This window comes from Paenibacillus sp. FSL L8-0470 (assembly GCF_038008625.1).
GTDB lineage: Bacteria > Bacillota > Bacilli > Paenibacillales > Paenibacillaceae > Paenibacillus_AQ.
In genome coordinates this window covers 6,837,059-6,851,826 of record NZ_JBBOZM010000001.1, presented here as the reverse complement: position 1 = coordinate 6,851,826, position 14,768 = coordinate 6,837,059, and the positions used below count along the sequence as shown (strand labels likewise).

Here is a 14,768-nt window from a genome sequence, read left to right as displayed (position 1 = left end):
GCCAAATCGACCAATCTACAGCTTGGCTGAACCTCTGATACCTTATGCCATTGTCCTGACGTGATACAAGGGGGGCCCTTTCTGTAAATTGCTCTGCGGCGATGCTATAATGAAGCATGCTATGGAAATGGAGGGAGTCAGGATGAATCATATGCCGCAGGATGAAGGGCCCCGGCAAGTAAAGGAACGGTTCAGCCCGGAGCCTGGCGGAGATCCGCAGACTGCAGACAGTGCAGGGCATACATCTCTGCTGCCTTCATCCACAACGGGTGAGCGCAAAATTGAGCATGTGCGCCTCTGCCTGAACGAGGAGGTCGGCGGCACCGGGATAACGAGCGGGTTCGAGCATTACCGGTTCCGGCATAATGCGCTTCCGGAGCTGAACTTTGACGATATCGCGCTGCGTACGACCTTCTTGGGGAGGGAGCTGCGCACACCGCTGCTGATCAGCTCCATGACAGGCGGGAGCAAGGCTACCGGGGCAATCAATGCCCGGCTGGCGGAAGCAGCCGAGCGCCGGGGCTGGGCGCTTGGTGTAGGTTCGGTGCGAGCAGCTGTGGAACGCTCCGAGCTGGCCGAGACCTTTCATGTACGCGGCATGGCCCCGGGAATTCCGGTCATTGCCAATATTGGCGCTGTGCAGCTAAGCTATGGATTTGGCGTGGAAGAATGCCGCCGGGCGGTGGAGATTGCCGGCGCCGACTGGCTGGTGCTGCACCTGAACGGGCTGCAGGAGGTGTTTCAGCCGGAAGGCAACACGGGTTTTGCTTCCCTGCTTCAAGAGATCGAGAAGGTATGCCGGACGCTTGAGGTGCCGGTAGGCGTGAAAGAAGTCGGCTGGGGCATCGACGGCGAGACAGCGGTCAGGCTGTACAATGCCGGGGCGGCTTTTATAGATGTGGCCGGTGCAGGCGGCACCTCCTGGAGCCAGGTCGAGAAGTTCCGCAGCAGCGATCCGGTGCGGCGCGCGGCGGCGGAGGCCTTTGCCGACTGGGGAATTCCCACCGCCGAATGCATTGCCGGGGTGCGGGCGGCTTCACCGCAGGGCGCGCTTATCGGCAGCGGCGGGCTGAGGCATGGAGTAGATGCAGCGAAGGCGCTGGCGCTTGGCGCTGATCTGGCCGGCTTCGGCCGGAATCTGCTAGGCCCGGCAGTACAGTCTGAGGAAGCGCTGGACCATGCGCTGGCACAGGTGGAGCTGGAGCTAAGGACGGCGATGTTCGGCATTGGCGCGCCGGATCTTGCAGCTCTGCGCGGCAACCCGCGCCTGATCCGCAAGTAGGGGCGAGCGAAGATTATGGAGTAAGGAAGGATTACAAATCATGATTAAATTAGTCCAAATGGACGAAATTGCTTTTCAATTTTTCTGGAGTCAGTCGACCCGCGATTATGCGGAGGATAAGATCAAAGCGGGGGCATGGGATGCCGAGACTGCGCTTAGGCAGTCTCAGGAAGAGATGGTGCGTTTCCTGCCCAAAGGACTTCACACCGACGGGGCCTACCTGTATTCTGTTATGGAAATAGAAAGCAATACTCAGGCGGGTTATATCTGGTTTAATGTAACGGAAGCACGCACGGGACGGGAAGCTTTCATCTATGATATTTATATTTTTGAGCCGTATCAGGGCAAAGGTTATGGCAAACAGGCCCTGCTTGCGCTTGATGAGTCCGCCCGGGAGATGGGTGTTTCCAAAATCGGCCTGCATGTCTTCGGCCAGAACAACCGCGCTTTCGAGCTGTACAAAAAGATGGGCTACCTCGTTACGGACATCACCATGTCCAAAACGCTTTAAGAAGCCCGGCTCATCGCAGCACACAGAGACCTCGTAAAGGGGTCTTTTTGGCATTCTCCAGAACGTTTTGGATTAGGAAAATGTGACTTATCTGATTAATTCGGATGAAAAGGAAAATATGATTGTCTTTAGAGCATGTCTTCAAAATGAAGTGCTCTGGGGAAGCAGGGAATTAGTATTGAAAGTAGGGTCCCTATTTGTGCTCAACTTTCCGGTGGTGCTTGGTCTGACTGCAGATGGACCGGCAAATGATGAATTCAAGACCTTGCCTGATGCTGTTGTGAATGCCGGAAAAAAACAGAGACTGGCACAAAGACGAAGCGATCCGGAAGGCACTGGTGGCTGCCTCAGGGCAATAAGCGCGGCGATCTAATGCCAGCCGTTTAACCGCCATGCGCAGCGAAAGGCCTGCTGCCACCGCCCTTTATCTGACACATCCCCCGGACATCCGCTGTTGCTGGAGATTTTGTTCTAATATATAATGGTTTAGATCAAGTCAGTAATTATGCGGGCGATCAATACAACCGAAAATAGGAGTTGTCATATAAATGGCTTTGAAAGCTGGAATTGTTGGACTTCCAAATGTTGGTAAATCCACTTTATTTAATGCAATTACGCAAGCGGGAGCAGAATCCGCAAACTATCCTTTCTGTACGATTGACCCTAACGTCGGTGTTGTAGAAGTGCCGGATGAACGTCTGAATAAGCTGACCGAGCTGGTGCAGCCGAACAAGACAGTTCCGACTGCTTTTGAATTTGTGGATATTGCCGGACTTGTGCGCGGCGCGAGTAAAGGCGAAGGTCTGGGCAACAAGTTTCTGGCCCACATCCGTGAAGTGGATGCCATTGTTCATGTCGTCCGCTGCTTTGTGGATGAGAATGTAACGCATGTGGACGGTAAAGTGAACCCGATCAGCGATATCCAGACGATTAACCTGGAGCTGATTCTGGCAGATCTGGAAAGCCTTGAGAAACGGATTGAGCGGTCCCGCAAAAATATCAAGGGCGGCGATAAGAAGTATGCCCAGGAAGTTGAACTGCTAGAACGGATCAAGGAAGCCCTGTACGAAGATAAACCGGCACGCAGTGTAGAATTGTCCGATGATGAGCTCCTGATCGTGCGCGATCTGCATCTGTTGACCTTGAAGCCGGTGCTCTACGCGGCGAATGTGGGCGAAGATGAAGTGTCCAGTGCCGACAATAACCCGTATGTCCAACAGGTCCGTGAGTTTGCCGCTGCCGAGAATGCAGAGGTTGTGCCTATCAGCGCCAAAGTGGAAGCGGAAATTGCCGAGCTTGAAGGTGAAGACAAGGCGATGTTCCTTGAAGAGCTGGGCCTGCAGGAATCCGGTCTGAACCGCCTGATCAAAGCAGCCTACAAGCTGCTGGGATTGTATACGTATTTCACAGCCGGCGTGCAAGAGGTTCGTGCCTGGACCATCCGCCGCGGAACTAAAGCGCCTGGCGCAGCCGGTGTCATTCACACCGACTTCGAGCGCGGCTTCATCCGGGCGGAAGTTGTAGCGTACGCTGATTTGGTAGCCGCAGGTTCGATGAACGGTGCCAAGGAACGCGGACAGCTGCGTCTGGAAGGTAAGGAATATCTGGTACAGGACGGCGATGTCATGCATTTCCGTTTCAACGTATAACACGTATAAACAGTCTTGCTTTGCGTTTAAACGTCAAGAAGGGGAGCCATTGCGGGGTGAATGTTCACCTCGGGATGGCTCCCTTTTATAAAAATCCCTCGAATCTATACGGGGGCACTGTAGCCAATTGGCATAATCGGTGGTATAATATAAAGTCGTATATCTATTTTTATTGTATCTAATAATGTAAACATTATTTATTGAATATGAAATTGAATCAGGAGAGGTGAATTCCCTTGTTGGACCGATTGCAATCCCTGGCGGACCGCTATGAGAAACTCAGTGAACTGCTTTGTGACCCGGATGTTGCAAACGACAGTAAGAAACTGAGGGACTATTCCAAAGAACAATCTGATTTGCAGCCTGCTTTTGAGGCTTATACCGAATATAAGAATGTAATGGAAGAGCTGGAAGCGGCAAAGATGATGCAGGCTGAGAAGCTCGATGATGAAATGAAGGAAATGGTCAAGATGGAAATCGACGACCTGTCCTCGCGCCAGACCGTGCTGGAGGAGAAGATCCGCCTTCTGCTGCTGCCTAAAGATCCTAATGACGAGAAGAACGTAATTGTGGAAATCCGCGGCGCTGCCGGCGGAGACGAAGCGGCTCTGTTTGCTTCCGATCTCTACCGCATGTATACCCGTTATGCAGACGCACAAGGCTGGCGCGTAGAGCTGATGGATGTGAATACAAATGATCTTGGCGGCTTCAAGGAGGTCATCTTCCTTATTAATGGCCGTGGTGCCTACAGCAAAATGAAATTCGAAAGTGGAGCGCACCGTGTGCAGCGTATTCCTACGACGGAATCAGGGGGACGTATCCATACGTCTACTTCTACCGTTGCAGTTATGCCTGAAGCTGAAGAATTTGAGATTGAGATTCATGATAAAGACATCCGTGTCGACACCTTCTGTTCCAGTGGTGCGGGCGGACAGTCCGTTAATACTACCAAGTCTGCCGTACGCGTAACCCATGTTCCTACAGGCATCGTGGCTACCTGTCAGGATGGTAAATCGCAGAACTCCAATAAGGAAAAAGCGCTGCAAGTGTTGCGTGCCCGGATCTCAGACTTGAAACGCCAGGAAGAGGAAGCTAAATATTCCGGCGAGCGGAAGAGCAAGGTCGGCACAGGTGACCGCAGTGAGCGTATCCGTACGTACAACTTCCCGCAGAGCCGGGTTACCGATCACCGGATCGGACTTACGCTGCACCGTCTGGAACAAGTAATGAACGGAGATATTACTGAGATTATCTCAGCACTGTCTATTGCGGAACAAGCGGAATTGATGGAAAAAGGAGAATAATGCTTTGAAACACGACTCTTATGTCATGCCTTACGTGCAAAGCATCCGGGAAGCCTTTGCGGAGGCTTCTTCTTTTTTGGCCGGACATGGATGTGTTGAGCCGCAGCGCAGTGCGCAGCTTCTGCTGGAGCATGTGCTGGGCCTGAGCGGGGCGGCGTATTATATGGCGCTGGCTGATCCCTTTCCGGCAGCGGTGAAGGATGCCTGGGAAGCCGGAATTACCCGACGTGCGGCTGGGGAACCGGTGCAGTATATTATTGGCGAGCAGGAATTTTACGGACGTGCCTTTGAGGTAACGCCCGATGTGCTGATCCCCCGGCCGGAGACAGAGCTGCTCGTCGAAGCCATCCTGCGCTACGCGGCGGAGCTGTGGCCGGACGGGATGGTGAATGCAGGAGCAGAAACGCGGGTAGCTGCTGACAGCTCCGTGCATGCAGGCGGTGCAGCCGGAGCTGAAGCGGCTGCACCCGGCACAGAGGCAGGCGGCAAAGAAGCCAGCCCCGGCAGCGGCGCAGGGGACGCTCGCGCCGCCCGTCCGCTGACCGCCGTCGATATCGGCGCCGGCAGCGGAGCGATCTCCGTCACGCTGGCGGCGGAAGCGCCGGCGTGGGTAGTCTGCGCCGGCGATATTTCGCCGGGCGCACTGGCGGTGGCCGCGCGCAACGCGTTGCGGCACGGCACGGCAGTGGACCTGCGGCTCGGCGATCTGCTCGAGCCGTTTGCGGGGATGGAGACGGATATTCTCGTCTCCAACCCGCCGTATATTCCCGGCGGCGACATCGCCGGGCTGCAGCGCGAAGTGCGCGAACATGAGCCGCGCACCGCGCTGGATGGCGGCGATGACGGGCTTGACCCATACCGCCGCATGATGGAGCAGCTGCCGCTGCTCCCGGCCCCGCCGCGGCTGGTCGGCTTTGAGCTCGGTCAAGGCCAGGCCGGGCAGGTGGCCGAGCTGCTTAAGGCGGCGGGCCACTGGAACGAGATCGTGACCGTTGACGATCTTGCCGGAATTCCGCGCCATGTGCTGGGCATCGCACGATAGGAAGCAGGAAAGTTAAGTGTTAGAAGATGGGATTTTATTTTTGCTGCCCCTTCCTTTACAATAGATTTTGACGGAACTTCCCTGCAGGCATGAATCTGGAAGAACCAGTACAGAGTAAGGAGACGGAATATGCTTCAGAAGATTAAAAAGATTGACGGCGTCATCGTAATGATTCTAGTGCTGTTGATGGTCGTCAGCATTTTTTCCATATACAGCGTTACGCATGGAAGGGAAAAACTGGACGGGGCACATCTCCGGATGATCAAATTTTATGTGCTCGGCATCATTGCTTTTGTCGGACTGACGTTTGTGGATTACCGGATACTCGTTAAATACGCTTTGTATATCTATATTACAGGGATCGGAATTCTGGTTCTGGTCAGCTTTGTGGGCGCAGAGCAGAATGGTGCCCAGGGCTGGATTAAGTTTGGAGGATTCAGTCTGCAGCCGGCGGAGCTGTTCAAGCTGATCCTGATTCTTTTTCTAGCTGCCGTGCTTGTCCGCAAGAACAGAAACAAACTCCGCTTCTGGAGTGATGTCGTACCATTGGGCCTGCTTACATTACTGCCGTTTATGATCGTCATCAGCCAGAATGACCTGGGTAACGCGCTTTCTTATCTTGTGATTCTGGTGGGGCTGCTATGGATCGGCAACATCAAATTCTCACATGCGCTCATTGGACTGCTCGTAATAGCCAGCGCTGCTACCGCAGGGATTATGTGCTATATTCACTATCACGATGAGATTAAGGGGTTCCTTGACGATATTGGGCGTTCACACTGGATTGAACGGTTTGATCCTTGGCTTGTGCCCGATAAAGCAACGGCCAAAGCGAGTTATCATACCAAAAACGCCAAATTGGCAATTGCCTCGGGCGGTATGAGCGGCGAAGGGTTTATGCAGGGGACTTCCGTACAGACGGACCGTGTGCCGTACACCTATTCCGACTCCATCTTTGTTGCGATTGCCGAGGAATTTGGCTTTGTCGGCTCGGCGCTGCTGCTGCTGCTTTATTTTATTCTGATTCACCGGATGATCCTGATTGCGCTGGAGTGCAAAGACCGGGGCGGGCCTTTCCTGATTGTAGGGATTGTCGCAATGATGCTGTATCAAATCTTCGAGAATATCGGGGCTTTTATCGGTTTAATGCCGCTTACCGGAATCACACTGCCGTTTGTCAGCTACGGGGGAACCTCGCTTATGATTAATATGGCCAGTATTGGCCTAGTCATGAGCGTGCGGCTGCATGGACAGGATGTTGAGGAGGATTTGCCGATATCTACTTTATACCCTTCCCCTGCCAAGCAGGGATAGTTTCGCTGCTAAATAACAAACCGCTGGAGAACATCTGTGCAGATGAACTCCGGCGGTTTTTTTTTCTATGATTAGGTTCGAAGTGGGGGTGTAAGTGATCAGGAAGATTATGGGCCTAAACTATAAAATTGTATCCGGGCTGTAAAATGTTTTACAATGGGAATAAGTGGCTGCTATACTGTGTGGTTATGTAATACATAAGTCCAAAATCTGGATAACTTAAGGAGTTCGCCCTATGCTGCAAAGGCTCAAAAAAATTGACGGCGTCATCATTGTTATTCTGCTCTTGCTGATGTGTATCAGTATCTTTTCTATATATAGTGTCACCCAGGGAAGAGAAGGCATGGGCGGAATGCATATTCGAATGATCAAATTTTATGCGCTGGGTTTTGTTTCCTTTGCCGTGCTGATGATATTTGATTACCGCCTGCTCGTTAAATATGCGCTGTTTATTTATATTATAGGCATTGGGATCCTGCTGATGGTCAGCTTCTTTGGAAAGGTGAAGAACGGGGGCCAGGGGTGGATCGGAGTCGGTGAATTAAGCTTTCAGCCGGCTGAGCTGTTCAAGCTGATTCTGATTATTTTTCTGGCTGCCGTGCTGGTACGCAAAAATAAAAATCAGCTGCTGTTCTGGCGGGATGTCGTGCCGCTCAGTCTGATCGCACTGGTGCCCTTTCTTCTCGTCATCAGCCAGAACGACCTTGGCAATGCGCTGAGCTATCTCATAATTCTGTTAGGCGTCCTGTGGATTGGCCATATTAAATTTTCACATGCCCTGATTGGGCTGCTTATTATCGGCGGCTCGGCGGCCGGCTTTATTTTGACCTATATTAACTATCATGATCAAGCAGTAGTTTTTATTAAAGAAACCCTCGGGCGCGATCATTTTATCAGACGCTTCGATCCTTGGCTCGTTCCCGATGTGGCGAGCAAGGATGCGAGTTATCAGACCCGGAATGCCAAAATTGCCATTGCCTCTGGAGGGATGAGCGGAGAGGGATACCTGGAGGGAAGCTCCGTGCAGAACAATATGGTGCCTTATTTGTATTCGGAATCGATTTTTGTGCAGATTGCGGAGGAATTTGGATTTGTTGGATCGGCTGTACTGCTGCTGCTCTATTTTATCCTGATTCACCGGTTGATTCTGATAGCCCTTGTCAGCAGGGACCGCGCAGGGCCGTTTCTCATCGTAGGGATTGTAGCCATGCTGCTATATCAGATTCTGGAGAATATCGGGGCGTATATCGGTTTAATGCCGCTGACGGGAATTACCCTGCCCTTCATCAGCTTTGGAGGAACCTCGATTCTGATTAATATGGCCAGCATGGGCATTGCCATGAGTGTGCTTTTATACGGGCAGGATATGGAAGAGGATCTGCCGATGCTTGCCGCTCCCTCAGCCCCTGCCGGCAAATTAAACAGCATGATTCCATTCGTGAAATAGCGCATATCCATCTGCTAATTATAAATTAATAGATTGCTAGGTTTGCAGCCTCTCTTCCCTGGACATACTAGGGACATAAGAGTTTCATAGGGAGAGGGGCTGCGGGAGATGGATGTCAATAAACCGGGAATACAGGATTCCTTGCGCGTAACCGTTAAGTATACTGCCATTTTAGTTTGTTTTTTTATGATCCTGATGATGGCCTGGGAAGGGCAAAAAAGTGATGCGGCGATAGCGGAGGTTACTATTCCTCAGGATTCGATCCGTTTGCGCATTCTGGCGAACTCGGATATGACGGGCGATCAGCTGGTCAAACGCCAGATCCGGGACTCCATTGTTGAACAAATGAACCAGTGGGTAGCGGAACTGGAAGATCCCCAGAGCCTGGAGCAGGCGCGGGCATTGATCCGGGGCCATCTGCCGGAACTCAATGCGCTTGTCGCGGACGAACTGGAAAAGCAGGGGATTGAGTACACCTATAAGGTGGAACTGGGTGTGGTTCCTTTCCCGACCAAAATGTACGGTGGTACGGTGTATCCGGCCGGGGAATATGAAGCGGTACGGGTTACGCTCGGTGCAGGCAAAGGGCAGAACTGGTGGTGCGTACTGTTTCCGCCGTTATGCTTCATTGATGCAGGCTCAGGAGATGCGGCTGCCTCCGCCAAAGGAGCAAAGACTGTTTCCGCTGCTGGAGCGGAGGATGGAGCCAAGGTGAAGGCTGCGGAAGCGGGCAAGGTGACAACCGTTTCAGCTGAGAATGGCAATGGAGATGAACAAGCTTCGGCCCCGAAAGTGCGGTTCTTTATCTGGGAACTGCTGCGCAATCTCTGGAGCTGGATCAGCGGATTATGGTCTTGAGCAGATATTAGTCTTTCTGGCTCGCGGTTGCGAGATATGTTACGATATAGGATGAACTTGAGCGGATTTGCTGCGGTCCCACCTGGTGGGGCCGTTTTTGAGATTTAAAGAGATGATAAGGTGATGAGAAATGACAGAGCAGAAAGTTTACCCGTTCGCGGTCCAGCGCCGGAGCGGAAACATAAAGAATACGGTTTACTGGGAACTGGATTCCGTAAAGGAAACTGGGGATCACCCGGCTGCGGCTCCGGTGCTGCGGAGTGAGGCGGATGAGCGGGCGATCACGGCGGCTGCAGACATGCTGCGCGAAGGCGGAACGGTCGCATTTCCGACTGAGACGGTGTACGGGCTTGGCGCGGATGCCCGGAATACCTCTGCAGTAGAGGCGGTTTTTGCGGCCAAGGGCCGCCCTTCCGACAATCCTCTAATCGTGCATATTGCGCAGCGGGCGGATCTGGATGACCTTGTGACGGAAGTGCATCCGGTGGGCGCGGCATTGATCGACGCATTTTGGCCCGGTCCGCTGACGCTCGTACTCCCGGTTCGGCCCGGCGTGTTGTCTCCGCTGGTGACGGCCGGGCTTGATACAGTCGGGGTGCGTATGCCTGACCACCCGCTTGCGCTCGCGCTGCTGAGCGCAGCCGGCTGCCCGGTTGCCGCGCCCAGCGCCAACCGTTCCGGGCGGCCAAGTCCGACACTGGCCGCCCATGTGATGGAAGACCTCGCCGGATACATCGGCGGGGTTCTGGACGGCGGCGCCGCCGGGGTCGGCCTGGAGTCGACCGTCGTGCAGGTGCAGCCGGACGGGACGGTCGCTGTGCTCCGTCCCGGCGGCATCACCGCCGAGCAGCTGGCGGCGGTTGCGGGTGCCGGGGCTGTGGACACCGCCCCGGCTGCTGCCGTGGACTTTGCCGGCGCTCCAGCCGGCCCGTCCGCGGCCCGGGCCGAAGCGGACGCCGGTACCGGCTCCGGCTCCGCCTTCGTCCAGCCTGCCGGCGCGGTGCAGGCCGCCGGTAACGGCAGCCCGGCGCCGCGCGCGCCGGGCATGAAGTACACGCACTACGCCCCGCACGGCTGGCTGGGCGTAGTGCGCGGCGTTTCCCCGCAGCGCGTGGCGGAAACCGCCGCAGATCTGCTGCAGGCGGCGCAGCGGAATGGCGAAGTGACGGGCCTGCTCCTCTTCGAGGAGCACCGGGCCCTGTATCCCGCCGTTCCGGCCGCCTGCGTCGTTTCCCTCGGCTCGCTGGACTCGCCGGAGGAAGGGGCGCGCTCCCTGTATGCCGCGTTGCGGCGCTTCGATGAAGCGGGAGCGACCTACATCCTGGCCGAGGCTTGCCCGGAGGCCGGTCTCGGCGCAGCCATCATGAACCGGCTGATGAAAGCAGCCGGTGGATCCGTGATCGACGCCGGATAAATTCCGGCTCCGCTCACACAGTGCCCTGCGTTGAAGTCCCGCATGGGCACCCCGGCCAGGGCAATGCCGGTCGAGTCCCTCCCGGCCGCCTATTTTTAACCAAAATCCTTTCACCCAGCGGTTTCCCGCCTCCAACCTCTCCTGCTCAGTCATGATTGCCGTCTTGTCCGCATATCGTTGTTGTACAAGACTATCGGACTTTGGGGGTATGGGCATGAGCATGGGCATAGCAGGGGAATATGCTGGCTGGGGCCAGCTTGTAACGATTGCCATAATGGCAATCGCACTCGGGATGGACGCATTTTCGCTCGGTGTAGGTATCGGGATGAAGGGCATCCGTCTTTTGCATGTGCTGCAGCTCAGCCTGCTTATTGCTTTTTTTCATGTGCTGATGCCGCTGCTTGGCTTGTTTACCGGCAGCTATGTGGGACATCTGCTTGGCCAGGTAACCACTTTTGCAGCCGGGGGGCTGTTAATTCTGCTCGGTGGACATATGGTGTTCAACTCTTTCCGGGCCGGTCATGCTGGAACGCGGTCTATGGATCACCAGACCTTCTGGGGCATGCTGCTTATTTCACTGAGTGTAAGCGTTGACTCCTTTTCTGTTGGGGTATCGCTTGGCATGTTTGTGAATAGCATAGTTTTAACTGTTCTTGCTTTTGGCGCCTGCGGGGGGTTCATGGCGATTACCGGTCTGCTGCTGGGCAGGCGGGTCAGCCGTGGACTGGGCGATTACGGGGAGGCGCTGGGAGGAGCGATCCTGCTGGCGTTTGGATTGCTGTTCATCTTCTGATACAATAACGGTAAAAATTAATTTATATTATATTTGGAGGTGGAAAGCATGCTGCATATTTTATTCGTCTGCACCGGGAATACATGCCGCAGTCCTATGGCTGAAGGGCTTCTGCGGAAACTTGCGAAGGAACGCGGAATCGAGCTGGAAGTGCGGTCTGCAGGCGTATCCGCCATTTCCGGCACTTCCATATCCAGGCACGCTGGAGCAATCTTGCGGGAAGAGGGTATTAATGATCAGATGATCTCCTCACAGCTGAACGCAGAGATGGTGTCCTGGGCGGATCTGGTACTGACCCTGACGGGCGGGCATAAACGGCATTTGCTGCAATATTTTCCTAATGCGGTTACGAAGACGTATACCTTGAAAGAATATGTCCATGATGAAGAGGCGGTTAATAGCGATATTCAGGAGCTGGACAGCTTGTATGCAGATGCGGAACTAAGCAAAGCATTGGGCGGAGAGCCGAAGGCGACCGATTTGCAGCGGATAATCGAGATCCGCCAGCGCATTCCAAGCTTTGATATTACCGACCCCTATGGCGGTTCCCGTGAGGATTATGAGCTGGCAGCGGCGGAAATCCGTACCGCTCTTTACAATCTGCTCGATAAATTGGAATCCTTACGCCGTTTGTAAAGAAGGTTGATTTTTCGCAGCCTTTCCTTTAAGATGAAATAAATATTATCCGGTTCCGGTGTAACTGGCGACAAATGTGGATCAAACCACGATGGAGCACTGGAATAAACGGCCGGTCGCCTGGGCAAAAGAGCACATCCGCAGCTTCCTGCGGACTGCTCTTTTTTGTTTAAAATATATGTAAGCTTAAGCTGCGTACTATCCTTCAGCATTCATTCCCTGCTGTGGCGCAGCAGTACCTCTGCAGTAAAAAAACGGTTTTGGCCTGAAATGAGTTGCAGTAAACGTTGAGGAGGCAGAAGTGATGGATGAAGTCATGAAGCAGGACTCTTGGGAAGAACGCGCTCCCGGCAGTCCGGCCGTGGAAGGGGTGGAACCGGCGGGGACTGGGCTTTCCTTGGCTGCTGCCACCGCAGTAGTCGTAGGCGAACTGGCGGAAGCCGGCAAGCTGGGGCCGGGAAAAATCCTGGTCGTCGGAGTCAGTACAAGTGAAGTAGCCGGCGTCCGGATTGGAACCGGCGGGGCGCTTGAAGTGGCAGAGCAACTGCTGCAGGGTGTTCGCCAGGTTGCTGATAAATGGGGGTTTCATCCCGTATACCAATGCTGTGAGCATTTGAACCGTTCGCTTGTCATGGAGCGTTCTTTGCTGGAGTCGCTCGGACTGAGGGAGGTTTCGGCGGTGCCGATACCGGGAGCCGGCGGTTCAATGGCTGCCGCAGCGTACCGCTCGATGTCGGACCCTGTTTTGGCTGAAACGGTGGAAGCCCATGCCGGGATTGACATCGGTGAGACGCTGATCGGCATGCATCTGCGCCGGGTAGCGGTTCCGTTTCGCCCGAGTTTGCGCTATATCGGTTCGGCCAGAGTCAATGCGGCCTGGAGCAGACCGCCTCTTATCGGCGGCGAACGTGCGGTATACCGTACACCGGAAACCAGTGGTGCACAGCTCTGCGATTAAGCAGGGCAGCAGCTTGTAGCAATACATTAACAATCAGGGATTAAATAAGTACAACATAAACTAATGCACTAGGGAGGAAATCAAAAATTATGGAACAATTGCGTAAGAGTGACCCTGCAGTACTGGAAGCCATGGGACTGGAACTAAGCCGTCAGCGTGCCAACATCGAGCTTATCGCTTCGGAAAATATCGTCAGTGAAGCAGTAATGGAAGCCATGGGCTCCGTACTCACGAATAAATACGCCGAAGGTTATCCTGGCAAACGTTACTATGGCGGTTGTGAAGATGTAGATATCGTGGAGAATCTGGCCCGCGACCGTGCCAAACAGCTGTTTGGCGCCGAACATGTCAATGTGCAGCCGCATTCCGGCGCTCAGGCCAATATGGCGGTTTATCTTGCCGCGCTGAATCCTGGCGATACTGTACTGGGGATGAACCTGGCGCATGGCGGCCATTTGACACACGGCAGTCCTGTGAATGCCTCCGGCTTGCTTTATAACTTTGTTGCTTATGGCGTGCAGGAAGACACATTCCTGATCGATTACGATGAAGTGCGCAAAGCCGCCTTCAAACACCGTCCTAAATTGATTGTAGCCGGTGCAAGTGCGTATCCGCGGACGATTGATTTTGCAGCACTCGGTTCCATTGCGAATGACGTAGGTGCATTGTTCATGGTCGATATGGCTCATATCGCCGGGCTGGTTGCTGCGGGTGTTCATCCGAGTCCTGTTCCGCATGCCCACTTCGTCACTACAACAACGCACAAAACCTTGCGTGGTCCGCGCGGAGGCATGATTCTCTGCAGACAGCCATGGGCCGCGGCCATTGATAAAGCTGTATTCCCTGGTTCCCAAGGCGGACCGCTGATGCATGTGATTGCCTCCAAAGCAGTTTCCTTCGGCGAAGCACTGCAGCCATCCTTCAAGACCTATGCCGAGAATGTGGTGAAGAACGCTAAAGTACTTGCGGAGACGCTGATCGGAGAAGGAGTGAACATCGTCTCCGGCGGTACGGACAACCATCTGATGCTGCTGGATACCCGCAATCTGAGCATTACCGGAAAAGATGCGGAGAAAGTACTGGATTCCATCGGTATTACCGTGAACAAAAATGCAATCCCGTTTGATCCTACCAGCCCATTTGTAACCAGCGGCATCCGGATCGGAACACCTGCGGTTACTTCGCGCGGTATGGACGAGCAGGCTATGGTAACAATCGGCCGCATTATCGCAAACGTGCTGAAGAATCCGAAGGATGAAGCTAAATTGACTGAAGCGGCCCGTGAGGTCGCCCAGCTTACAGATCAATACCCGATTTATCCGGGTCTCCAGTACTAAATATCCACTTTGCTATCAGACTAATCTGAGCATAAAGCTTTCGCCTCCGTTGCGCTGGTATCCCGGCTGCTTCGGAGGTTTTTTTGAAAGTTAATAAAGAAGCAAAATCCTCATGTGACATAATGTTCACATCTTAGAATTGAAAACAGTCTGATGTCGTCATGAAATATTCATGAAAGTTCATGGAGTTTTCAACAAAATAAGTGAAAAAAATGTGAATAGT

At 53.9% G+C, this 14,768-nt stretch carries 14 protein-coding genes and 1 riboswitch; all 14 genes read left to right on the top strand.

Annotated features, from left to right (window positions below; translation table 11 throughout):
* Positions 1–151 precede the first annotated feature (151 nt).
* Positions 152–1,282, top strand: a complete 1,131-nt coding sequence (fni, locus tag NST99_RS31275; RefSeq protein WP_445745054.1) for a type 2 isopentenyl-diphosphate Delta-isomerase — start codon at positions 152–154, stop codon at positions 1,280–1,282.
* Positions 1,283–1,322: 40 nt separating this feature from the next.
* Positions 1,323–1,793: a GNAT family N-acetyltransferase gene (locus NST99_RS31270; RefSeq protein ID WP_341096845.1), complete on the top strand. Its 471-nt coding sequence runs from the start codon at positions 1,323–1,325 to the stop codon at positions 1,791–1,793.
* 82 nt (positions 1,794–1,875) lie between these two features.
* The gene (locus tag NST99_RS31265) at positions 1,876–2,166 is read left to right on the top strand and encodes a hypothetical protein (RefSeq protein WP_341096843.1); all 291 of its coding nucleotides are present in this window, start codon (positions 1,876–1,878) and stop codon (positions 2,164–2,166) included.
* Between the two features lie 175 nt (positions 2,167–2,341).
* Positions 2,342–3,442 (top strand): redox-regulated ATPase YchF, encoded by a 1,101-nt coding sequence (gene ychF / locus NST99_RS31260; protein ID WP_341096841.1) that lies wholly within the window; start codon positions 2,342–2,344, stop codon positions 3,440–3,442.
* 236 nt (positions 3,443–3,678) lie between these two features.
* Complete coding sequence (gene prfA / locus NST99_RS31255; protein WP_076109669.1) at positions 3,679–4,746, top strand: peptide chain release factor 1; 1,068 nt, start codon at positions 3,679–3,681, stop codon at positions 4,744–4,746.
* Positions 4,747–4,771: 25 nt separating this feature from the next.
* Positions 4,772–5,788 (top strand): N5-glutamine methyltransferase family protein, encoded by a 1,017-nt coding sequence (locus NST99_RS31250; RefSeq protein ID WP_341097807.1) that lies wholly within the window; start codon positions 4,772–4,774, stop codon positions 5,786–5,788.
* A gap of 129 nt (positions 5,789–5,917) precedes the next feature.
* On the top strand, positions 5,918–7,102 hold the full coding sequence (locus NST99_RS31245; RefSeq protein ID WP_341096837.1) for an FtsW/RodA/SpoVE family cell cycle protein: 1,185 nt from the start codon (positions 5,918–5,920) through the stop codon (positions 7,100–7,102).
* Positions 7,103–7,337: 235 nt separating this feature from the next.
* Positions 7,338–8,549 carry an FtsW/RodA/SpoVE family cell cycle protein gene (locus NST99_RS31240; RefSeq protein ID WP_341096835.1) on the top strand — a complete coding sequence of 404 codons (1,212 nt, stop codon included), beginning with the start codon at positions 7,338–7,340 and terminating at the stop codon, positions 8,547–8,549.
* Between the two features lie 108 nt (positions 8,550–8,657).
* Positions 8,658–9,407, top strand: coding sequence for a stage II sporulation protein R (gene spoIIR, locus NST99_RS31235; protein WP_341096833.1), 750 nt, complete (start codon positions 8,658–8,660; stop codon positions 9,405–9,407).
* Between the two features lie 130 nt (positions 9,408–9,537).
* Positions 9,538–10,821, top strand: coding sequence for an L-threonylcarbamoyladenylate synthase (locus NST99_RS31230; RefSeq protein WP_341096832.1), 1,284 nt, complete (start codon positions 9,538–9,540; stop codon positions 10,819–10,821).
* A 220-nt stretch (positions 10,822–11,041) separates the two neighbouring features.
* Positions 11,042–11,614 carry a manganese efflux pump MntP gene (locus tag NST99_RS31225; RefSeq protein WP_341097805.1) on the top strand — a complete coding sequence of 191 codons (573 nt, stop codon included), beginning with the start codon at positions 11,042–11,044 and terminating at the stop codon, positions 11,612–11,614.
* Positions 11,615–11,662: 48 nt separating this feature from the next.
* On the top strand, positions 11,663–12,250 hold the full coding sequence (locus NST99_RS31220; RefSeq protein ID WP_341096830.1) for a low molecular weight protein arginine phosphatase: 588 nt from the start codon (positions 11,663–11,665) through the stop codon (positions 12,248–12,250).
* Positions 12,251–12,300: 50 nt separating this feature from the next.
* Positions 12,301–12,383: riboswitch (ZMP/ZTP riboswitch) on the top strand.
* 171 nt (positions 12,384–12,554) lie between these two features.
* Entirely contained in the window at positions 12,555–13,208 is a 654-nt protein-coding gene (locus NST99_RS31215; RefSeq protein WP_341096827.1) for a TIGR01440 family protein, read from the top strand.
* An 86-nt stretch (positions 13,209–13,294) separates the two neighbouring features.
* Positions 13,295–14,545 carry a serine hydroxymethyltransferase gene (gene glyA / locus NST99_RS31210; protein ID WP_038597437.1) on the top strand — a complete coding sequence of 417 codons (1,251 nt, stop codon included), beginning with the start codon at positions 13,295–13,297 and terminating at the stop codon, positions 14,543–14,545.
* The last annotated feature ends 223 nt before the right edge of the window (positions 14,546–14,768 follow it).